Origin of the sequence: Thalassotalea crassostreae, assembly GCF_001831495.1 — a bacterium.
Lineage (GTDB): Bacteria > Pseudomonadota > Gammaproteobacteria > Enterobacterales > Alteromonadaceae > Thalassotalea_A > Thalassotalea_A crassostreae.
Window position 1 is genome coordinate 3,249,219 of record NZ_CP017689.1, and the last position, 22,134, is coordinate 3,271,352.

18 protein-coding genes are annotated in these 22,134 nt (G+C 40.2%); 11 read left to right on the plus strand and 7 right to left on the minus strand.

Annotated features, from left to right (window positions below; genetic code table 11):
• Nucleotides 1-143: 143 nt before the first annotated feature.
• From LT090_RS14125 to LT090_RS14135, 3 genes are all read left to right on the plus strand, one after another.
• Nucleotides 144-1,475: a peptidoglycan DD-metalloendopeptidase family protein gene (locus tag LT090_RS14125; protein WP_226996486.1), complete on the plus strand. Its 1,332-nt coding sequence runs from the start codon at nt 144-146 to the stop codon at nt 1,473-1,475.
• Entirely contained in the window at nt 1,465-2,580 is a 1,116-nt protein-coding gene (locus tag LT090_RS14130) for an anhydro-N-acetylmuramic acid kinase (RefSeq protein ID WP_226996487.1), read from the plus strand. The genes LT090_RS14125 and LT090_RS14130 overlap by 11 nt, the downstream gene beginning before the upstream one ends.
• A 122-nt stretch (nt 2,581-2,702) precedes the next feature.
• Nucleotides 2,703-2,894, plus strand: a complete 192-nt coding sequence (locus LT090_RS14135) for a hypothetical protein (RefSeq protein ID WP_068545835.1) — start codon at nt 2,703-2,705, stop codon at nt 2,892-2,894.
• 117 nt (nt 2,895-3,011) lie between these two features.
• On the opposite strand, the gene dmpG is transcribed toward LT090_RS14135, so the two are convergent.
• From dmpG to LT090_RS14150, 3 genes are read right to left on the minus strand one after another with little or no spacing between them, the layout of a single operon-like run.
• Entirely contained in the window at nt 3,012-4,031 is a 1,020-nt protein-coding gene (gene dmpG / locus LT090_RS14140; protein ID WP_068545834.1) for a 4-hydroxy-2-oxovalerate aldolase, read from the minus strand.
• 1 nt (nt 4,032) lies between these two features.
• On the minus strand, nt 4,033-4,926 hold the full coding sequence (locus tag LT090_RS14145) for an acetaldehyde dehydrogenase (acetylating) (protein ID WP_068545993.1): 894 nt from the start codon (nt 4,924-4,926) through the stop codon (nt 4,033-4,035).
• 20 nt (nt 4,927-4,946) lie between these two features.
• Nucleotides 4,947-5,735 (minus strand): fumarylacetoacetate hydrolase family protein, encoded by a 789-nt coding sequence (locus LT090_RS14150; protein WP_068545833.1) that lies wholly within the window; start codon nt 5,733-5,735, stop codon nt 4,947-4,949.
• Between the two features lie 163 nt (nt 5,736-5,898).
• On the opposite strand from LT090_RS14150, the gene LT090_RS14155 reads away from it, so the two are divergent.
• Complete coding sequence (locus LT090_RS14155; RefSeq protein WP_068545832.1) at nt 5,899-6,831, plus strand: LysR family transcriptional regulator; 933 nt, start codon at nt 5,899-5,901, stop codon at nt 6,829-6,831.
• Nucleotides 6,832-6,895: 64 nt separating this feature from the next.
• Here the strand turns inward: LT090_RS14155 and LT090_RS14160 are convergent, their stop codons facing one another.
• Nucleotides 6,896-7,729 (minus strand): alpha/beta hydrolase, encoded by an 834-nt coding sequence (locus LT090_RS14160; RefSeq protein WP_068545831.1) that lies wholly within the window; start codon nt 7,727-7,729, stop codon nt 6,896-6,898.
• Between the two features lie 276 nt (nt 7,730-8,005).
• On the opposite strand from LT090_RS14160, the gene LT090_RS14165 reads away from it, so the two are divergent.
• The 7 genes from LT090_RS14165 (at nt 8,006) to LT090_RS14195 (ending at nt 15,852) form a co-directional block, all read left to right on the plus strand.
• Nucleotides 8,006-9,475 carry a 2-hydroxymuconic semialdehyde dehydrogenase gene (locus LT090_RS14165; RefSeq protein WP_068545830.1) on the plus strand — a complete coding sequence of 490 codons (1,470 nt, stop codon included), beginning with the start codon at nt 8,006-8,008 and terminating at the stop codon, nt 9,473-9,475.
• A 2-nt stretch (nt 9,476-9,477) separates the two neighbouring features.
• Complete coding sequence (locus LT090_RS14170; protein WP_068545829.1) at nt 9,478-9,918, plus strand: RidA family protein; 441 nt, start codon at nt 9,478-9,480, stop codon at nt 9,916-9,918.
• Between the two features lies 1 nt (nt 9,919).
• Complete coding sequence (locus LT090_RS14175) at nt 9,920-10,483, plus strand: 3-hydroxyanthranilate 3,4-dioxygenase (RefSeq protein WP_068545828.1); 564 nt, start codon at nt 9,920-9,922, stop codon at nt 10,481-10,483.
• A 1-nt stretch (nt 10,484) separates the two neighbouring features.
• The gene (locus LT090_RS14180; protein ID WP_068545827.1) at nt 10,485-11,477 is read left to right on the plus strand and encodes an amidohydrolase family protein; all 993 of its coding nucleotides are present in this window, start codon (nt 10,485-10,487) and stop codon (nt 11,475-11,477) included.
• A gap of 97 nt (nt 11,478-11,574) precedes the next feature.
• Complete coding sequence (kynU, locus tag LT090_RS16860; protein ID WP_082897114.1) at nt 11,575-13,620, plus strand: kynureninase; 2,046 nt, start codon at nt 11,575-11,577, stop codon at nt 13,618-13,620.
• Between the two features lies 1 nt (nt 13,621).
• Nucleotides 13,622-14,998, plus strand: coding sequence for an FAD-dependent oxidoreductase (locus tag LT090_RS14190; protein ID WP_068545826.1), 1,377 nt, complete (start codon nt 13,622-13,624; stop codon nt 14,996-14,998).
• Nucleotides 14,998-15,852 (plus strand): tryptophan 2,3-dioxygenase, encoded by an 855-nt coding sequence (locus tag LT090_RS14195; protein WP_068545825.1) that lies wholly within the window; start codon nt 14,998-15,000, stop codon nt 15,850-15,852. Before LT090_RS14190 ends, LT090_RS14195 begins: the two co-directional genes overlap by 1 nt.
• Nucleotides 15,853-16,018: 166 nt before the next feature.
• On the opposite strand, the gene LT090_RS14200 is transcribed toward LT090_RS14195, so the two are convergent.
• The 3 genes from LT090_RS14200 to LT090_RS14210 form a co-directional block, all read right to left on the minus strand.
• Nucleotides 16,019-17,713, minus strand: a complete 1,695-nt coding sequence (locus tag LT090_RS14200) for an RluA family pseudouridine synthase (RefSeq protein WP_068545824.1) — start codon at nt 17,711-17,713, stop codon at nt 16,019-16,021.
• 181 nt (nt 17,714-17,894) lie between these two features.
• On the minus strand, nt 17,895-18,539 hold the full coding sequence (gene ssb / locus LT090_RS14205) for a single-stranded DNA-binding protein (RefSeq protein WP_068545823.1): 645 nt from the start codon (nt 18,537-18,539) through the stop codon (nt 17,895-17,897).
• Nucleotides 18,540-18,883: 344 nt separating this feature from the next.
• Nucleotides 18,884-22,090, minus strand: coding sequence for an amidohydrolase family protein (locus LT090_RS14210; RefSeq protein ID WP_082897113.1), 3,207 nt, complete (start codon nt 22,088-22,090; stop codon nt 18,884-18,886).
• Between the last annotated feature and the right edge of the window lie 44 nt (nt 22,091-22,134).

Below are 22,134 nucleotides of genomic sequence, written 5' to 3' on the forward strand. Positions count from 1 at the left end.
ATTGACTATTTATATATCACAATCTGCCGATTTTACTGCAAATATGACCTATCTGGAAACCCTATAGTTGTGAGTTTTTTGAATTATTTGATATAGTTGGGGTCAGACAATATAGAAAAGTTTTAGTAATTAGCAGTAACACATTGATTAAATTAAAAAATTTATTCCTTGAGCTTCCTAGAAAGCACCAATTAATGATCGCAGGTTTTAGCCTGATTTTGTTGATCTTAGTCCTTTTTCCCGCAGAAGACACCAATAATCAAGGTTCAACAACAAATTCAAACATTAAAGTTGGTAAAACTTACAAGTTAGAAATTCCCGAAGAAACTCAAGAAGAGCTGATCAAGGTTGCAGCCGAAACGCAACGCAAAACTGAATGGCAAACTGCCACGGTAAAAAGCGGTGAATCTTTAGGTAAAATCTTAAAACGCTTTGGTCAATCGGCAAGTACAACCCATGCGATTGATAATTCCGAACACGGTAAAAAGCTGCGCCTGTTAAAAGTTGGCGATGAAATTAAATTGGCAACCGACGACGACGGTAAGCTAACTCAGTTGAAATACCAATTCACTGTAACAGATACCCTTGCGATAAACCGTGAGAATGATACCTATGTCAGCAGCATCGAGCAAAAAGACATTGAGACTCGTGTTAGCTACGCGCAAGCAACCATCACCAGTAACTTTTGGAGCGCAGCTTTAGATGCAGGGATGAGCAACACTCAAATTATGAACCTTGCTAACATCTTCGGTTGGGATATTGATTTTGCCTTAGATATTCGTGAAGGTGATAGTTTTTCAGTGATGTATGAAAACCAATATATAGACGGTGAATTTGTTGGTCATGGCAATATATTAGCCGCTGAATTTATCAATCAAGATGACGAATTTAAAGCAGTTCGATTTAAAGATGGTGAATATTACGCTGAAAACGGCGATAGTATGCGTAAATCATTTTTACGTGCGCCAGTAAGTTTCCAGTATATCAGTTCAAGCTTTAAACCTAAGCGTTATCATCCAATATTAAAACGCTATAAAGCTCATAATGGTGTTGATTATAGAGCGCCAACAGGTACACCAGTAAAAGCCGCCGGTAAAGGTCGAGTGATTGCTGCTACCTACAACAAATACAATGGCAACTATGTATTTATTCAACATGCCAACAATATCGTCACTAAGTATCTGCACTTCTCTAAACGCGCTGTTAAAAAAGGCCAACGAGTTAAGCAGGGACAAATTATCGGTTATGTCGGTTCAACCGGACTTTCACAAGCACCGCATTTACATTACGAGTTCTTGCTTAATGGTGTGCATCGCAACCCTCGTACGGTAAAACTGCCTGATGCAGAACCGATCAATAAGAAATACAAAGCCGAATTTACTACGTTAGCTCGTAAGATTTTAAAAGAGTTAGAGGGTTCTAAATTAGCGCTTCAATCAGCAACAGATGTTGTAACGAGCGAGAGTGCAGAATAATCTATTTATAGGCTTAATGTCAGGAACAAGCGCCGATGGTGTCGACCTCGCGCTTGTTGATTTTGATCACCTGCCGCACAAACTAGTCGCCAGTTTTTATTTGCCCTACCCCGATTCATTGAAGCAAATGATCACCTCCTTGTATGTCAGTGGCAGCGAGGAAATAGACCGAAGCGGCCAACTCGATAAAGCGCTAGCAATGTTTTTTGCCAACGCCATTTCGCAATTTCTTACTGAGCAATCATTAACTAAAGATGATATTACCGCCATTGGTAATCACGGCCAAACCATTAGGCATCGTCCTAATGGAAATTACGCTTTCACGCTGCAAATTGGTTGCTCACAAACACTGGCCTGTTTAACTGGCATACGAGTAATTGGTAAGTTTAGAGATAAAGATATTGCCCTTGGTGGTCAAGGTGCACCGTTAGTACCGGCCTACCATCAGGCCATTTTTAGTCAACATAAACGAGATGTTTGTGTCATTAATATCGGTGGTATCGCCAACATCACTTATTTACCCACGGATGAAAATAATAAAGTAGTTGGTTTTGACACCGGCCCAGGAAATGCCCTCTTAGACGATTGGTATAGGCTAAACCACCCAGCGGACAACCAAGGTATCGATTTAAATGGTGATTGGGCTAAAACGGGCACGGTTAATCATACGCTTTTAACTGAGTTGCTCAGTGATGACTATTTTTCAAAATCATTTCCAAAAAGTACCGGTCGCGAATATTTTCATATGCAATGGTTACAACGACATATCGAAAATAAGGCAATGACAGCTGAGGATGTGCAAGCAACCTTATTGGCGTTAACTGCCCATAGCATTGCAAATACCGTCCAGCAACTCAGCAAAAATTCAGTCATAATATTGTGTGGCGGCGGCGCAAACAACTCACATTTGGTGCAACTCATTAGCCAACTATGTGACGGCCACGATATTGATTTTACCGATAAATACGGCGTCGATAATGAGAGCTTAGAAGCTCTTGTGTTTGCCTGGTTAGCCTTTGCATATGTCAACAAACACCCTGGTAACTTACCAGAAGTTACCGGTGCATCTAAATCATGTGTTTTAGGCCTTAGTTTTACGCCCTAACCTACATCTTAGCTATACGAACTAGCTATCACTGCTAAGCTTGCAAATCTTTACACTGAACTAATTCCCAATCTTTCTGTCCAATATTTGTACAAAAGCAGTTATAAAAGCTAGGGGACTCTATGGATCTCGATAAAATTAGAGTGGGTATGATTTGCTCAACTCATAAAGGTAGTGGCGTTGTGAGCATGATTGATGGTGCCTCACAAGTGGTGTATTTAAATGGTGTGAATGATAATCACCCGATGGAAGCAGGAATTGAAGATATTATTGATGACCCGCAAATTCATGATCATCAAGACTGGTATTACTAAAAGCTAAGCCAATTTAATACAAAATCATAGCGATAAACGAAAACGCTAAATGCAGTGACATTTAGCGTTTTTAAGTAAATTAGTACTAATCCAAAGCTCATTAGAACTTGTTAACGATCACTTAAGCTTACTTAAATTGATCGCCACGTCTTCAATCATATCTTCTTGTCCACCAACCGTTTTCATGCGGCCAAGTTCCATCAATATTTGCTCCGATGGTACACCATATTTTACGCCAGCTCGTTTAGCGTGTAATAAGAACGATGAATATACGCCTGCATAACCTAGCACCAATGAATCACGATCTACACGAATTGGTTGCTCCATCATAGGAACCACAATTTCTTCAGCCGCAGCCATTAATTTGAAAACATCGACACCGGTATGTGCGCCCATTCGAGTTGCTACCGCATTAAATACTTCCAAGGGTGTATTGCCAGCGCCAGCGCCAAGGCCAGCAGCAGAACCATCGATTCGATTCGCTCCAGCTTCAACCGCTGATAACGAATTTGAAACCCCTAAAGCAAGATTGTGGTGGCCATGAAAACCAATCTCAGTTTCCGGCTTTAACCCCTCTCTTAATACACTAATTCGTTGGTAAACGTCGTCTTGCAACATATAGCCTGAAGAGTCAGTGCAATAGATACAATTAGCACCATAACTCTCCATTAACTTGGCCTGCTCTAGTAACTGTTTCGGTTCTAACATGTGAGCCATCATTAAAAAGCCAACAGTATCTAAACCTAAATTTCGAGATAATGCGATATGCTGCTCGGTTACATCAGCTTCAGTACATTGAGCCGCGACACGAATAGTACTAACACCATGTTCATGAGCCATACGAAGATGATCAACGGTACCAATACCCGGCAACAATAGTGCTGAGATCTTAGCATTCTTCATTAATGGTACGACGGCAGATAAATACTCTTCGTCACTATGTGCAGGAAAACCATAGTTTAGTGAAGCACCACCTAGCCCGTCACCATGGGTAACTTCAATTAGAGGCACGCCTGCATCATCTAACGCTGTCGATAAAGATACCATTTCATCTAAACTAATTTGATGTCGTTTAGCATGCATACCATCGCGCAAACACATATCATGTAAAATAATTTTTTTGCCATTAAGATCCATGTTATTCCCCTTTTTGGCGAAGGTGAGTAGCAATCATTTCACCCGTTTTAAGCGCTGCAGCTGTCATTATGTCAAGGTTACCGGCATAGGTTGGTAAGTAGTCACCTAAGCCTTTAACTTCTAAAAATACCGACACTCTATTACCATCAAATACAGGACCATTTTTTAACTGATAGCCTGGTACATATTTTTGCACTTCGGCGATCATTGCTAATACTGACTCGGTAATGGCTTTTTGATCTGGCGTATCGACCGTTAAACAATGCACGGTATCACGCATTAATAATGGCGGCTCCGCTGGGTTCATCACGATAATCGCCTTGCCTCGTTTTGCACCACCGACTTTTTCAATGGCGCCGGCTGTGGTGCGAGTAAATTCATCAATATTTTTGCGAGTACCTGGACCTGCTGATTTTGACGCTATAGTCGCGACTATTTCACCATAATCGACCTCTTGCACTTTTGAAATAGCATGAACGATAGGGATCGTTGCCTGACCGCCACAAGTCACCATATTTACATTATTAGCGTTGGCGTCTACGTGTTCAGCCAAATTAACAGGGGGAACACAATAAGGCCCGATTGCCGCCGGAGTTAAATCTATTACCTTGACCCCTTTTGCTTGCAGTTTTGCATTATTTTCGCCGTGTACATAAGCACTAGTAGCATCAAAGGCAATTTGAATGTTGTCCGCTTCAATGTGCTCCAATAGACCATCAACACCTTCATGGGTGGTCTTTAATCCAGCCGCTTGCGCTTTCTTCAATCCATCAGAGTCAGCATCAATACCGACCATCCATAGAGGATTAATCATTTCGCTGCGCAATGCCTTAATCATTAGATCGGTACCTATGTTACCCGAACCAATTAAAGCGACGTTCACTTTATTGTTTATCGTCATTGTTATTCTCTAATTTAGTCAGCAATAAATTTATAACTTGCTCGGCCAATACCGTCGATTTCCATAACCATATCATCATCGTTTTGACATGGGATCATGGCCGCCAGTGAGCCTGATAAAATGATGTCGCCTTTATTAAGCGATATGCCATACTCACCCAACGTATTCGCTAGCCAAGCGACACAATTTAATGGTGAACCAAGTGCAGCTGAGCCAACACCTTCAGCAATGACTTCACCTCTATTTTTGATAGTCATTTTACAATTTTCAAAATCAATATTGTCTGGCGACACTTTGTCGCCAATGACAAAAATACCGCAAGAAGCATTGTCTGCAACGGTATCTTGAATCTTAATTTTCCAATCGCTAATACGCGAATCAACAATTTCAAAGCAAGGCGCAACTGCCGCTGATGCAGCTAAAACATCGGCTGCAGTAACACCAGGTCCATTTAAGTCTTTGTCCAAAATAAAGGCGATTTCACCTTCCGATTTTGCTTGAATCAATTCTTTGTCAAAAGGAATTTCATCGCCTGATTGATACATCATCGACTCAGTCAAAAAACCAAAATCTGGTTGATGCACACCAAGCATGTCCTGTACGACTTTGCTGGTTAAGCCAATCTTTTTACCAACGACTCGTTCACCGGTGTCGAGACGCTTTTGTAAAAATGCTAAAGACACTTTATATGCATCTTCAATTGAAAAGTCTTGTTCACGTTCTGTTATTGGTGAAACAGTAGAGCGTGTTTGCATCGCATTAAACAGCTCTTGAGCAAGCTCAGCAATTCGACGATCGTTCATAATTTGAGGTTCCTAGGACAAAAATGTTGCGATAGATACTTTACTTGATAAAATTGAATAACAATAATTGATTAAACTTAGCAAAATGATTCAAGTTTTGTATATAACAACTTTCACTATAACAATAAGTTTAATAGCTAAATAACATTAAGTAAGAATATATATGGATATCTCAAAGAGCCAGTTAAACGTTAGCCATCTGAAAATGATCAGTACCATTGCTAATTCAGAAACGGTAAAAGAGGCTGCTGAAACCTTGTTTATCACGCAGCCGGCCTTGACCAACCGCATTCGTGAAGCTGAGCGCCGCCTAAATACCGAACTTTTTGTTCGTCGCGGTCGCAAACTTATCATTTCGTCCGCAGGCAAGCGACTATTGCATTCAGCCAATAAGATATTAGAAGAGCTCGCTCGCGCTGAACATGATATCGCGCGTTTATCCGATGGGGTTGAGCAGGTAGTGAGAGTTGGTTTGCCGCACTACTCGTCGTTTAAGTGGTTGCCGCATACGGTAAAAGCATTTCAACAACAAATGCCAAATATTGAGCTAGAAATTACCTCTAATTCTTTAAATCAACCATTAAACTCGCTTTATAACGGTGATATTGATATTGCGATGATTTCATCAGCAAACAAGAAGCTGGATATCGACGACAAAGGTTATCATTCAGTGTTTATTCAAGAAGACGAGCTTGTTGCTTGTTTGTCCAAAGAACATGAATTGGCTAACCAAGAAGCATTAAATGCGGAAGATTTCACTCATCAGAGTTATATAACCCATTCGACGGTTCCTGAAAAAGATAGAGAATATGAATTATTTTTTAAACCGAAAAACATCATTCCAAGAAAAGTAACGCAAGTGGGTTTTAATGAGGCAATCATTGAGCTGATCAATGTCAATTTAGGATTGTCTATTATGTCTCAGCAGTTAGTGGCTCCTTATTTAACTACTCATAATATTAAAACCGCAAAACTTGGCGATAAGGGATTAAAAGTTTATTGGCACTTAGTGTTTTCAAAGCTGGCTAAAATTGAAGAGCCAGCCCTATTTTTAAGTGAACAATTAAAGCTGATTGCTAAAGACCTGGTAAAATAAACGTAAAATAAGCTAAATGGGCTTAAGTAAAATAAGAGTTATGTATTGCCTATACAACTCTTATCTATGCCAACCCCATTTGTTCAAACACCTGCTTACAAAGCCAGCTTTTTTCGTCCGCCAAGTCCAGTATTACATCAAAATGATTACGACTTTTAATTACCTGACTATACGAGTTGTGTTTATCTGCCATCTCTTGGCTTTGTCGCTTAAATTCATTGGTTTCATTTTCACCAACGGCATATATCATCGGCATTGATAACTGTTTTGAACAAAACAAAGGACTATATTGTTCAATTTCATTATCCGTCAACTGTAATGGTTCATTGATATAAGTCAGTGCAATCGGACGAATATCGTATATGCCGCTGACTGCACATACTCCTTGAATATACTGGCCAGACATTTGCGTAACCATAAGGGCCAAATGTGCTCCAGCTGAACTGCCCGAAATATAAATTTCGTTTTTATCAAAGCCAAATCGCTCGGCATTGTTATATAACCAAGCGATAGCCTTACAGTTTTGAGCAACGATTTCTGTCATCGTAGCATTTGGCGCTAGAGAATAATTTAGTACTGCATAATAACAACCATGTTGCTGGAAATTATTTGCCGCAAAAGATGACTCATTCTTGCTAAGTTCTTGCCAATACCCGCCGTGAATATAGACCTGTAACTTGCGACTATTACCTTGAGTTGGTAAAAATAAATCTAATTGTTCATCGACATTATTGCCGTAGCTAATATTGGTTTCGACCTTGCCAAGTTGCTGCGCCCAAATTAACGCGTCTTTACTGCGCTCTATATATTCTTTGATGAATATATTGATATCTTCAATACAACTACTAGGAGAATACTCTCTTTCTAAATTTTCTAGTTCAAGGTCGCGATACAACATCTCTATAGTTTCCAGACTAATGGGCGAATTATTATGATAACCATTAATTTGCTGGTCGATAAATTGATTTAATTTTCGCTAACCATAGATAAATTGAATGCAATACATTCAATTTATCTATCAAAATCTCAATATTTTAAAATTATAGTTATTGATTAAAACAGGCTAAAGTTAATGGATAACTAATTTAAAGTGCTTTTATTTAAGTGCACTTGCTCGAATTATTCTATTGGCAACCACATGTTGGCTGCAACCAAATCAAGATTGGACAGTTAAATGCCGAAAAATAAAATTTTAAAATCGTACGTTAACGGTAAATTCATCGACAGCAGACATTACTTTAATAATATCAATCCTGTTAATGGCGAAGTCATTAGCAAGATTGCCGAAGCTGATAAAGATATTATCGATGCCGCAGTCGCAAGTGCTAAGCACGCGCAAGAGAATGCATGGGGACAAATGCCGGTAAATGACCGCTGTGCTCTACTGCATAAAGTCGCTGATCGTATGGCTGAAAGAGAACAGGAATTCATCGACGCTGAAATCGCCGATACCGGTAAGTCACTGTTTCAAGTACAGACCATCGATATTCCTCGTGGCACAGCTAACTTTAGAACCTTTGCAGACATGGTAAAATTTGACAGCGGGGAAACCTTTATTACCGAGCTTGCAAATGGTGAAAAGGCGATAAACTATTCCGTCAATAAACCACTTGGTGTGGTCGCAGTAATATCTCCTTGGAATTTACCCTTGTTATTAGCAACATGGAAAATTGCGCCAGCCATGGCATGTGGTAATAGTGTCATCTTAAAGCCTTCAGAAGAAACCTCTTCAACCGCATTTTTACTTGCCGAAGTTATGGATGAAGTAGGTATCCCAAACGGTGCCTTCAATCTTATTCTTGGCAGAGGCTCTAATGTAGGCGATCACCTAACATCACACTCTGGTATTAATGCGATAACGTTTACTGGTGCATCAAGCACAGGTAAGCAAATTATGAAATCGGCAAGTGATACCGTTAAACCTGTGTCGTTTGAATTAGGCGGAAAAAACTCTGCCATTGTATTTGAAGATGCTGATTTAGATAAAGCAATAGCCGGTGTTGCGCGTTCAAGTTTCACTAATTGCGGTCAAGTGTGCCTGTGTACTGAAAAGGTTTATGTCCATCGCAGTATCTTTGTTGAGTTTGTCGAAGGCTTAAAAGCACAAGCAGAAAATATTAAAATTGGTTACCCACTTGAAGAAGACGTTTTTATGGGGCCTTTAGTTTCTAAGGCGCATCAACAAAAAGTGTTGTCTTATTATGAATTGGCCCGAGAAGAAGGCGCCAACTTTGTCACCGGTGGTGGCACGCCAAAATTTTCAGATCAACGACAGCATGGTTATTTTATTGAGCCAACGGTAATTACTGGTTTAGATGATCATGCTCGCACTAATCAAGAAGAGATATTTGGGCCGATATGCCATATCTCGGCATTTGATGATGAAAACGAAGTGATCAAACGAGCTAACGACACAGAATATGGTCTTGCTGCCTCAGTATGGACTGAGAATATTTCTCGAGCACATCGAGTATCAGCAAAAATAGATGTCGGCTTGGTTTGGGTTAACACATGGTTTTTACGTGACTTACGTACACCTTTTGGCGGCGTTAAATTATCTGGGGTTGGCCGTGAAGGCGGTAAACATTCTTTAGGGTTTTATAGTGAACCTACCAATATTTGTATCAAGATTGACGAGCACTAATTATGACAACACAAGCAAAAGTAGTAAGTGGCAAAGCAACACCTCGCGGAAAATTCCCTCATGTAAAACGTGCAGGAGATTTTATTTATATCTCTGGTACTAGCTCTAGATTACCCGACAATAGTTTTGCCGGGGTAAACGTTGATGAAATGGGTACTACCAATCTAGATATCAAAGCACAGACAACTGCGGTTATTGAAAATATTAGAGATATTTTACAATCGGTAGGCGCCGATTTGTCAGATTTGGTAGAAATAAGCACGTTCTTAGTAAATATGAACGACTTTGGCGGCTACAACGAAGTGTATGCTGAGTTTTTTGATTTCGATGGTCCGACTCGTACAACCGTAGCTGTGCACCAATTACCTCACCCTCACCTCTTAATCGAATGTAAAGCAGTGGCTTACAAACCACTTGTGCAACAGCTAAATAAAGGTGAGTAAGATGTCATCATTAACAGCATTTAATTTCCATCAATGGATAGAAGAGCATAAACATTTGCTTAAGCCACCTGTTGGTAACGTGCAGATCTGGCATGACACCGACATGATGGTAACTATCGTTGGCGGACCTAATCAGCGCACTGATTTTCACGATGACCCGGTGGAAGAGTTTTTCTATCAATTAAAGGGCGACATGGTATTAAAAGTAATAGAAGACGGTAAATGCAAAGATGTATTTATCCGTGAAGGCGATATCTTTTTCTTACCAAAACATGTGCGTCATTCTCCGCAACGCCCACAAGAAGGCAGCATTGGTTTAGTCATTGAACCAAAGCGACCTGACGGCTTAAAAGACGCTTTTGAATGGTATTGCTTTAGCTGTGACGCCTTAGTGCATCGTAGCGAAGTCATATTAAAGTCAATCGTTGAAGATTTACCAAAAGTCTATAACGCTTTTTACGCCGATGAGCAGGCTCGTACCTGCCCTGCTTGTGGTGACTTACACCCTGGTAAAGAACCACCACAAGGTTGGGTGACAATCCCACCACGAGATGGAGATAAATAAGATGCGCGTTGTCGATATACACTCTCATTTTTTCCCAAAAACATGGGATGATCTACAAGCAAAATTTGGTGGTAACGATTGGCCTTGGTTACGTCATACTGAGGATAACAAAGCCATGTTGATGAAAGGCGACAAAGAATTTAGACCAATTTATTCTGCCTGTTGGGAGCCTGCTGTTCGTCTTGAAGAAATGGATCGTGACGGTGTGGATAAACAAATCATTTCTGCAACACCAATCTTGTTTGCCTACGAAAAGCCAGTAGATCAAGCACTCTATTGTGCGCAAATCTTTAACGATGCAGCGATGGAAATATGTAGTCGTGGTAATAATCGTTTATTTGCGATGTCACAAGTACCATTACAAGATATCGATGCGGCGTGTAAAGAAGTTAGTCGCGCCAAAGGGATTGGCCATTGCGGTGTACAGATCGGTAATCACGTTGGCCTTAAAAACATGGATGATGAAGGCGTAATTACCTTTTTACAACACTGCGCTAATGAAGATATCTCAGTATTTGTTCACCCATGGGACATGATGGCAAGCGAACGCACCAAAGACTATATGATGGGTTGGACTGTTGGTATGCCAGCAGAAACTCAATTATCCATCGTCTCTATGATCCTTGGTGGCGGCTTTGATCGCGTTAGCGATAAGTTAAAAATCTGCTTTGCCCACGGCGGCGGCTCGTTCGCATTCTTGTTGGGTCGTTTAGATAATGCTTGGCATCATCGGGATATCGCTCGCGGTAAATCGCAATTACCACCAAGTCATTATCTTGATCGTTTCTTCCTTGATACCGCAGTTTTTGATCATGACTCTTTAGAGTTACTGGTTAAAAAAATGGGCACAGATCGTTTGATGTTTGGTACCGACTATCCGTTTCCATTGGGCGAACAACAGATGGGTCAGTTAATCAAAACCGCACCGTCATTAGTTGATGAAGATAAACAAAAATTGTTAGCCAATAACGCGGAACAGTTTTTCCAAATTTAAATTAAGTCTAAGTTTAGAATTAAGAAGCAACTTAACAAACAATATATAAACCGACAGAGCTGTCGGTAACCAAAAGTTATAACAATTAGGATTTACCATGCTGAACAAATTAGCAATCAAGCTTGACCAAGCAGCCGTATCGGCACAAAGCGTTGAGCAACTATCATTAACATCAGAATTATCTCTAGATGATGCCTACACTATTCAAAAGCTTAGTATTGACCAACGATTAAATCGTGGCGAACGTCTTGTCGGCTACAAAATGGGTTTCACCTCGAAAGCAAAAATGGAGCAAATGGGGGTAGATGATTTAATCTGGGGCCGCTTAACCGATACTATGATTATTGAGCAAGATCAGGCGATAGATTTAGCAGATTATGTGCACCCTCGTGCAGAGCCTGAAATTGCATTTAAATTAAAGTCACCATTATCAGGTATTGTCACGGCTGAACAAGCACTAGCCGCTGTAGAAGCAATTGCCCCTGCGATAGAAATTATCGACTCTCGCTACAGTAATTTTAAATTCTCACTGAGCGATGTCATTGCTGACAATTGTTCTAGTACAGGTTTTATCGTTGGCGACTGGCATGCGCCAGATACTGACATTAACGAGCTTGCAATGAAACTTATCATTGATGGTAAGGAAGCGGCTTCAGGGCTTAGCTCAGAAATTCTTGAGCATCCGCTAAATTCATTGGTAGAAGCTGCCCGCTGTATTGCTGAATCTGGTGAAGAGTTAAAGCCAGGTCAAATTATTCTTGCCGGCGCGGCAACCGCGGCTATTGCATTAGAACCAGGACAAAGTATACAAGTTGAAGTTGAAAACCTTGGCAGTTGTGGCTTTAGCACGCAAGCAAACATAGATTTTGCCAACACTATTGAGTTTGCTCAACAAATGGATAAGAACGATGAGTTAGCAAGTTACCGTGATAAATTTTGTCACCCGGTAATTAATGACAAAAAAGTCTTATATTTTACCGGTAACTCACTCGGCTTACAGCCAAAAGCAGCGCGAGACTATGTAAACAAAGAGTTAGACGAATGGGCGAAATGGGGTGTTGAAGGTCATTTCCATGCAGAAAACCCATGGGTTAGTTATCACGAAATTCTTACGCCACAATCGGCAGCGATTGTTGGTGCAAATGAGTCGGAAGTGGTTTGTATGGGCTCATTAACGAACAACCTACACTTGTTGTTTGTATCTTTTTATCAACCGACAGCGAAACGTTTCAAGATTATTTCTGAAGCAAAAATGTTTCCTTCAGACCGTTATCTACTTGAAACTCAAGCTCGCCATCATGGCTTCGCACCCGATGATGCAATCATCGAAGTGGCACCGCGTGACGGAGAGCACTTAATTCGTGAAGAAGACATTATCAACACCATTAAAGAGCATGGTGATGAAGTCGCGTTAGTATTTTTTGGCGGCGTGAACTACTTTACCGGTCAAGTTTTTGATATGAAAAAGCTGACTGATGTAGCACACAGTGTTGGCGCTCTTGCTGGTTTCGACTTGGCTCATGCAGCCGGCAATATCCCAATGAAACTTCATGATTGGAATGTCGATTTTGCTGCATGGTGTACCTATAAATACATTAATTCAAGTGCTGGTAATACTGCGGCTCTATTTGTTCATGACCGCCACGGAAACAATACCGAACTCAATCGTTTTGGTGGTTGGTGGGGTCACAACAAAGAGCGCCGTTTCTTAATGGAAAACTCTTTTGAGCCGATGACTGGTGCCGAGGGTTGGCAGTTAAGTAATGCGCCGATAATGGGCATGGCTGTTCTTAAATCGTCTTTAGATATTTTTGATGAAGTTGGCATGCAAAAACTACGTAACAAGAGTTTGCAATTGACCGCGTTTTTGGAGTTTGTGTTCAATGATGTCACCAGCCAATTTCCAAATGTTGAACTTGAAATCATTACTCCAACGGATCCAAAACAACGTGGCTGTCAATTATCGATAAAACTTGTTGGTACCGATAAAACCTTCTTCAACACATTAACTGATGCCGGCATTATTGCAGATTTTCGAGAGCCTGATGTGGTGCGTATGGCACCAACGCCGTTATACAACAGTTTCGAAGATGTTTACCGCATGGGTGAAACATTAAAAGCATTGTTAAAGGATTGGAAATAACATGTCTAGCTCAGCAAATAAGCAGAATATCGCTATCGCCGGCGCGGGCCCAGTAGGCGCTTTACTGGCGGTGATGTTGGCAAAAAAAGGTTATAGCATTGACCTGTACGAATCACGTCCTGATTCTCGCCAAACCAATATTTATCAAGGTAAATCGATTAACTTAGCCTTATCAGATCGCGGTTGGTTAGCACTTCAAGCGATAGGCGTTGATAAAGAAATTAGAGATCATGCCATTCCTATGTATTGCCGTATTATGCACGATGTTGATGGCAATCTTTCTGAGTTTCCATACGGTAAAGATGGGCAAGCAATTTGGTCAGTTTCACGCTCAGGCATTAATGAACAATTAATCACCATGGCAGAGCAAGAAGACAGCGTTAATATTCACTTTGAGCATCACTTAACTAATGTGAATTTTGATGATGTTAATTGCACGTTTAATAATAAAGGCAGTGCTAAGCAACATGCCAGTGATTTACTCATTGGGGCTGATGGAGTGTTTTCAAAAGTGCGCCGTCTTGCCCAAGAATTACCGGGACAACGCATTAGTCATTCTCTGGAATATATGCCACAAAGTTATATTGAACTCAGTATTGACGCCAATGAAGACGGAAGCCATAAACTCGAAAAAAATGCGCTGCATATATGGCCGCGAAAAGATTTTATGCTTATCGCCCTGCCTAATCCAGATGGTTCATTTACCTGTACTTTATTCTTAAACCACGAAGGCGATGTATCATTTGCATCGTTAAACAATAAAGATAAAGTTAGTGAGTTTTTCAACACTAATTTCAAAGATGCGATGCCTCTTCTTAACGATCCGGTTAATGATTTTCTGGCAAAACAACCTTCACCATTGTGCTTAGTTCATATTTACCCTTGGGTAATTAATAATAACGTCGCACTAATAGGTGACGCGGCTCATGCAATGGTGCCATTTTATGGGCAAGGGATGAATTGTGGTTTCGAAGATTGCCGTATATTAAATGAGTTAGAAACTAAATTTGACGGTGACTGGCAACAAGTCCTGCCGGCATATGAAGCCTCAAGAAAACCTAGTGGTGACGCAATTATTGAGTTAGCGAAACGTAACTTTATCGAAATGAGTGAGTTAAGCGCCGATGAAAACTTTTTACTGCGTAAAAAAATCGAAGCAAAGTTTCATGATATGTACCCTGACTTATGGGTACCTTTATATTCGATGGTAACATTCTCACCTCACATTTCTTACGATTACGCGTTAAAAACAGGTGACATTCAAAAACAAATTATGGACGAAATCATGCTGTTACCTGATATCAAACAAACCTGGCAAGAACAACACGTATATGACTTGTTGCATACACTTGCCACAGAGAAACTGGAGGTAGCGTAATGGCTTGTCCTTATCACCAAGGTGAAAATGTTCGCGAAGTTGAAGATACCATACATACCGACTTTAAAAATGAAATGTCCTATGGCGACTATCTTTGCCTTGATAAAATATTAGGCGCACAAAAACCATTAACTGATGAACATGATGAAATGTTGTTTATCACCATCCATCAAGCGTCAGAAATATGGTTAAAACTTGCTGGATTCGAACTTAATGCTGCGGTTAAGCATGTGCAAAATAGTGACTTTGGTCCTGCTTTTAAAATTATCGCTCGAGTGAAACAAATATTTGTGCAATTGACCCAATCTTGGCAAGTACTGTCAACGTTAACACCAGTTGATTATTTAAAATTCCGTGATGCGTTAGGCCATTCATCAGGCTTTCAATCGTATGGTTATCGTAAACTTGAATTTTTATTGGGTAATAAAAATACCGCGCTAATAAAGGTTCACGAATCAAACCCAACGGTTCATCAAGAGCTTACTGAAATCTCTAACAGCCCAAGCTTGTACGATGAAGTGATCAAACAGCTTGCCGCTGCCGGTTTTGATATTGCCGATGAAATGCTTGATCGTGATTTTAATCAACCATATTGCAAGCATGAGTCAGTACTTAAAGCCTGGGTAAAGGTTTATGAAAACTCAGATGAATACTTCGAATTATACAACCTCGCAGAAAAGTTGATGGATATTGAAGATTCATTTCAACAGTGGCGCTTTAAACATATGTATACCGTACAACGTATAATCGGTAATAAAATGGGGACAGGTGGCTCATCGGGTGTTGAATTTCTGAAGAAGGCACTAGATATTAGCTTCTTCCCTGAACTTCTCGACTTAAGAACTCAGTTGTAATCAAAACTTTGCCAGCAAAAATTAATCAGAAAAATAAAAATGCCCTAGATCAAGTATCAATTTAGGGCATTTGTATTACATAGATTTCGATAAATACATTTCGCGTCTTTGGTGAGACTAAGTTTTCACATATAAAGAACGGTAATCATTATTTAAATAATATCTGTTAAAACTCTTCATCAACTTGGATATGCATCGCCTTGTTAGTAATAGGATGTTCAAATGTTATTGATTCGGCGTGCAACAACAACCGTGGTTCGATGATGCCATAAAGCGAATCACCAACAATGGGGGTATTCAATCCTAAATGGTGTGCACAATGTACTCTAAGCTGATGGGTACGGCCTGTTTTTGGGTATAAATATACTTTGGTTTGGCCGCCTTTGCGCTCCACCACTTGCCATTTACTAAACGCAGGTTTGCCATGTTCAAAACACACTAATTGTTTTGGCAAATCGTAATAATCGCCACGCATTGGCAAATTAATTTCACCTTCATCTTGGTCAATAAGACCATCGACGATTGCAACATAGCGCTTTTTCACTTCTCTGGTAACAAATTGCTGTTGCAAATTTTTATTGGCGCGCTTAGTTAAGGCAATCACCATTAAACCCGATGTAGCCATATCTAATCGATGTACAATAAGCGGCCCATCAGCATCTGGAAACTGTTGGCGCAATCGATGTTGCACCGAATCTTTAATACTTTTCCCAGCGACTGATAACAACCCCGCGGGCTTATTGATGACCAATATGTGTTCATCCTCATAGAGAATGTCGATTTTCTTTTCAGCACCAGGGTTTGCCAATAATGGATTTTCATCGACCTCCATTCCCGCCAGCATATGACCGAGGATCGGTTGACACTTACCGGTACATGAAGGGTAATAATTTTTATGTTTTTTAATTTCCGACTTTGGTGAAGCTCCCCACCAAAACTCAGCCATGGCGATTGGTTTCAAATTATGATTAAACGCATATTGCAACATCTTAGGGGCCGCACATTCGCCGGCACCTGACGGCGGCACTTGGTGCGCAGTATCGCTAAATATTTCGGTTAGGTCTTGCTGCTCGCCATTGATATTGAGAAATCGATATTGTTGAAAAAGCTTTTTTTGTGCTCGTGCCGACATTTTCTTTCGCTGCTTTTTTAACTGCTCTATCTGATTTGTTAATTTATCGAGTTCAAGCTGAGCACTTTCGAGCTGACCTTGCCAGTGCAATTTTAAATCTCGAAGTTTAATTTTATAAATGACACTTTTTTTGGCGAGCTCAATCTCCAATGCCTCATATTGTTGTTCATTTAACTCTGATTTTGCCGTTACTCGTTGCTGCTTGCGCTGTTTTTTAGCGGCAGCCATTTCTGTTTGTAACGTCGATAATTCAGTTTGAGATTTCGCAGTTAAGTCAGCAACAATGTCAGTTATTTGTTGTAACTCAGGACTTGCACTAAGTAACTCTATTTCAGCATTAATATTATTAATGATTTTTTGTTCTGCAAGATAGAAACTGTCATCGCCAAATGTATCAAATACCGGAGGCACAAAGTGAGGTAACACGCTTTGATTGGCAAGCTTGCCAGAAAACCCTGCTAAATAGCCTATTTTACCTTCACTATTTTCTACTACTAACACACCGAACATTTTGCCATCAGCAGTTTCTAAATTATCGTTTAAGTGATCTTCTAAGCCGAAGTTATGCTGCCATTGATTTTGACTTTTAAGATGCTGTTGTAATTCGGCTGCAGCGATTTCACATAGAGGATGCGGCTTATAATAAAACGGAAAAGTAAAACGCTCAGGCAGTTCAATATCACTGACCGATTGTTGAAAATTAATAAAACACTGCTGGGCTGAATGCATGGCAAATAAGAAATTTAGACTCTATAGATTTATCGTTCATTTTAAGTTGTTCTTAGCAAGAAAGAAACAAACAGACTAAATGAATATTAGGAAACAAAAAAGCCCTTCAAACGAAGAGCTTTTATTATCAGTTACTCAAGTCATTTAGTGACTTTTTCAATATTTCCAACTTTGTCTTTGGTTAAAACGGAATATCGTCATCAAAATCCATTGTTGGCTCTTGTGGATTTACCTTAGGAGCTTGTTGTTGGTTTTGTTGTTGGTAACCACCTTGTGGAGCGCCACCTTGCTGCTGATAACCGCCTTGCTGAGGTTTAGCTGCTTGTTGGTATCCGCCTTGTTGAGCGCTACCTTGCTGTTGATAGCCACCTTGTTGCATCGCAGGCTTAGCAGCTTGTTGTGCTTGAGGCTTATAACCACCTTGTTGCTGTTGAGCAGGTTGCTGTTGGAAACCGCCATTTTGAGCGCCAGCATTTTGACCAGCACCACGTGAATCAAGCATTTGCATTTCGTTAGCGCGGATTTCAGTCGTGTACTGATCTACGCCCTGTTGATTTTGCCATTTACGAGTTTGTAAACGACCTTCAATATAAACTTTTGAACCTTTTTTAAGGTATTCGCCAGCAATTTCAGCTAGACGACCGTTGAAAACGATACGATGCCACTCAGTAAGCTCTTTTGGCTCACCAGTTTGCTTATCTTTCCAACTTTCTGAGGTTGCTACGGTAATATTACAAACCGCGCCACCACTTGGGAAAAAACGCGTCTCAGGATCTTGTCCTAAGTTACCTACGATCATTACTTTATTTACACCACGACTGGCCATGAGAATTTCCTGTTTTACTTTTAATTATACTTTAATAACTCGCCGTTAAGGAGTGAGTACGAGTTACGGTTGGTTAAGCTTTAAACACCCTACTAAATTTATGATTTTTTTGTAGAATGGTCGCTCAGTTTAGCACTGAAAAATAATTAAAAAAAGCATTTATAGCGATCAAATTTAAGATTAATTTTGATGTCAAAAATAAGACTATGACTGCCCAATTAGTCCCTATTTTGTAAGCCATTAAAATCATTAATAATAGTTATTTTTGATAGGATTTTTTGCTAGAAAAGAAAAAGCCTTAACAATTTTCATTGTTAAGGCTTCATTAATTTATAAGGTATTAATTATTCGAAGAAGAACGCTTTACGTTCGTTATCGTAATTACCTATTTCATTCATGCTATCACCATCGAACAAGCGACCATTGATCATGATATGGCTCACTTTATCTGATTGACGAATATCTTTTAGTACATCACCATCAACAATAATTATATCAGCAAGTTTACCGGCTTTTAATGAACCGATATTGTTATCAAGACCTAAGTGTTTAGCCGGGTCAATTGTTGCCGTGCGAAGGGCTTGCAACGGAGTCATACCGCCTTGCGCCATCATCCACATTTCCCAATGAGCACCTAAACCTTCACGTTGACCATGAGCACCAATGCTTACCAAAATATCCATGTCTTGCATTTCTTTAGCAACTTTAGCGACGTTAATGTGGTTGTAATGATGCTCAGGTGCTGTTGTCCGACGCATTGAACGTGGATCTAAAATATTAGATGGTACGTATTTACTTAAACGTGGGTGTTTCCACACTTCTGTTTTGTCATACCAGTAATGCTCACCTGATATACCACCGTAAGATACCACTAACGTAGGTACATAGGCGGTTTCTGATTGCTGCCAGAATTGACGAATATCATCATAAATTTTTGCCGTAGAAATAGAGTGCTCTAACGACGTGTGACCATCAGCAACCATTGATAGGTTATGTTGAAGTAATGAACCACCTTCTGGCACCACCATCATACCCGCTTCACGGGCCGCTTGAATAACTTGCTGACGCTGATTACGACGAGGTTGGTTATATGACTTAACTGTGAACGCACCAACTTTCTGTAAACGTTCGATATGGAATTTAGCATCATCTAGGCTATCAACATGTGACGTGTAACCAGGTCCTGATGCACCGTATAAAATCGTACCAGTCGAGAAAATACGCGGTCCAACAATATCACCTTTCTTTTGCAGTTCAGATGCTGCAAAAATTTCAGTCGTATCGTTAGAAGGATCATGAATTGTTGTTACACCAAGTGATAATGTTGCGTAGTTTATCCAATTTTGCTGAGGAATAATTTCATTAGTACCCTGTGAACCATGAGCGTGAGCATCAATTAATCCTGGCATAACCGTTTTACCAGTCACATCAATAATTTCAGCGCCTGAAGGAATCTCTACTTCACCGTTTTTTCCAACCGCTTTAATACGCTTGCCTTCAACAATGACAACACCGTTATTAATAACTTCGTCGCCTTCCATCGTAACAACTTGTCCACCAACTAAAGCAACAACACCTTCTGGTGCGTCAGATTTAGCGGTAAACCCTAGGTTAGTTACTGTCGGCTTAGTTTCTTCATCAGCTTTATAACCAATATCAAACATACCATTTAGGCTCGCTTGATATAAATCAGGACCTAAGCTCCAATACAATTCATTTGATTTAGCATTCCAACTGATGTTTTCACCAGCTCGCGCCGAAAGCTTTTGTACAGGAATGTTTTTCGCGTTAGGACCAATGTGGATTAGCGATCCTGCTTCTGTTAGCGGAGTAACAAATACTTTGAAACGTTCAGCAAATGCTAAGTATTTTCCATCGGGTGAGACTCTAAACTCAGTTGCGTATTTACCTGTGTATAGTGATTTCTTATTTTGACCATCTAAATCAACACGTGCTAATTCTGGTTGCTCACCGTAGGTGTGGAAGAAAATACGATCGTTGCTAGCAGCAAACTGTGGGCTTGAGCCACCTTCAGTGATAAGTTTAGCGTCGCCACCTTTACTAGGCACTTGATATAAACCTGGGTTTAAACCCCATTTAGGCGTAGTAATATAGCCACCGCTAATTTTCTTATAAACAACGGTTTTACCATTTGGTGAAAACGTTGGTTCAACGTATTTACCAGGTTCAGATAATAAGTTCTTACCTTTACCACTGCTGCTGGATACAACACGAATATTACCTAGTTTGTTATCGTCCCACGTAGCAAATACAATGCTTTTGCCATCGCGAGAAAAACTTGGGTTTAATTCAAAGTGAGTAGTTTGCTTAGTTAAACGTTTCGCTTTTCCATCAGGTAAACTGCGTACATAAACATGTCCAAGTGCTTCAAAAACCACTTTTTTGCCATCCGGTGAAATTTCAACATCACGCAACATTTTTACGTCAAAGTTATCAACATCAATGTTTTGTGTGTAACGCAACGTTTTTTGCATTTTCTTTTCAGTTTCAACTGAAAACTCAATAACTTCTGACTCTTTATCGTCTATGTCTAACTTATTAATTTTACCGCCAGCCCAGAAGATAATCTCGTCACTGTCTGGAGTCCAAGCCATTGTTGGGTATACACCGTGAATAGCCCATGTTTCTTGCATGTCGCGATCAAGCTTGTCGTAAACCGCAGTTTTCTCGCCAGTTTCAAGGTCATAAATAAACATTGTTGATTGAAAGTCTACACGTGAGATATACGCTAACTTTTTCCCATCTGGTGAAGGCGTTGGACGAATAGCGCCACCACGACCGGAAAGAATGACTTTGATCTCACCAGTTTCACGATCTAATCGCTTAATTTTATAGATGCCTTTTTCCGAATCTTTTGAATAGTGGAATGTTTTACCTGGCGTTGCATCTTGTGAGAAATAGACGTATTTGCCATCGGGCGAAAATGCCGGCTCGCCTAAATCTTTTTGTTGATTAGGACGTTCGGTAAGCATCATGCCGCTACCGCCGGTTTTGTGATACATCCAAACTTCACCAGCACCTAACGAGCGAGTTCCGGTAAAGTGTTTCCGAGCAACAATATAATTACTGTCTGGACTCCAAGCAGGAGAATTGATCAATCTAAATGTTTCATTAGTCACTGCAGTTTGCCCGCTACCATCAACATTCATCACCCAAATATTATCGCCGCCACCTTGGTCAGACGTAAATGCTATATGCTTTCCGTCAGGAGAAAAGCGGGGTTGCATTTGCCAAGCAATATCGGATGTTAAAGCTTTTGCCTTACCGCCATCTGCGTCCATGATATATATGTCACCAAGCAAATCAAAAACGATTGATTCACCATCTGGTGAAATATCAACGTTCATCCACGTACCTTGGTCAACGTTGATTTTAATTGTATGGAATTCACCTTGTGGTTCATCGACTGACCACTGTACTTTACTGTCCTCTTTAGCTTCATTTGCATCTGCTGCAAATGTGCCTGTAGACGCCAAAAACAAAGACAACGTTGCCACAATCATTGCTGGTTTGGTTTTAAACTTTGACATATATTCTGCCCTGTTGTGTTGTAATAAGGATTAGAAAATAACGA

Coding starts and splice junctions, on each gene's coding strand:
- LT090_RS14135 (WP_068545835.1), top strand. CDS start 2,703: ATGGATCTCGATAAAATTAGAGTGGGTATGATTTGCTCAACTCATAAA.
- dmpG (WP_068545834.1), bottom strand. CDS start 4,031: ATGGATCTTAATGGCAAAAAAATTATTTTACATGATATGTGTTTGCGC.
- LT090_RS14150 (WP_068545833.1), bottom strand. CDS start 5,735: ATGAACGATCGTCGAATTGCTGAGCTTGCTCAAGAGCTGTTTAATGCG.
- LT090_RS14155 (WP_068545832.1), top strand. CDS start 5,899: ATGGATATCTCAAAGAGCCAGTTAAACGTTAGCCATCTGAAAATGATC.
- LT090_RS14160 (WP_068545831.1), bottom strand. CDS start 7,729: ATGTTGTATCGCGACCTTGAACTAGAAAATTTAGAAAGAGAGTATTCT.
- LT090_RS14165 (WP_068545830.1), top strand. CDS start 8,006: ATGCCGAAAAATAAAATTTTAAAATCGTACGTTAACGGTAAATTCATC.
- LT090_RS14170 (WP_068545829.1), top strand. CDS start 9,478: ATGACAACACAAGCAAAAGTAGTAAGTGGCAAAGCAACACCTCGCGGA.
- LT090_RS14175 (WP_068545828.1), top strand. CDS start 9,920: ATGTCATCATTAACAGCATTTAATTTCCATCAATGGATAGAAGAGCAT.
- LT090_RS14180 (WP_068545827.1), top strand. CDS start 10,485: ATGCGCGTTGTCGATATACACTCTCATTTTTTCCCAAAAACATGGGAT.
- kynU (WP_082897114.1), top strand. CDS start 11,575: ATGCTGAACAAATTAGCAATCAAGCTTGACCAAGCAGCCGTATCGGCA.
- LT090_RS14190 (WP_068545826.1), top strand. CDS start 13,622: ATGTCTAGCTCAGCAAATAAGCAGAATATCGCTATCGCCGGCGCGGGC.
- LT090_RS14195 (WP_068545825.1), top strand. CDS start 14,998: ATGGCTTGTCCTTATCACCAAGGTGAAAATGTTCGCGAAGTTGAAGAT.
- LT090_RS14200 (WP_068545824.1), bottom strand. CDS start 17,713: ATGCATTCAGCCCAGCAGTGTTTTATTAATTTTCAACAATCGGTCAGT.
- ssb (WP_068545823.1), bottom strand. CDS start 18,539: ATGGCCAGTCGTGGTGTAAATAAAGTAATGATCGTAGGTAACTTAGGA.
- LT090_RS14210 (WP_082897113.1), bottom strand. CDS start 22,090: ATGTCAAAGTTTAAAACCAAACCAGCAATGATTGTGGCAACGTTGTCT.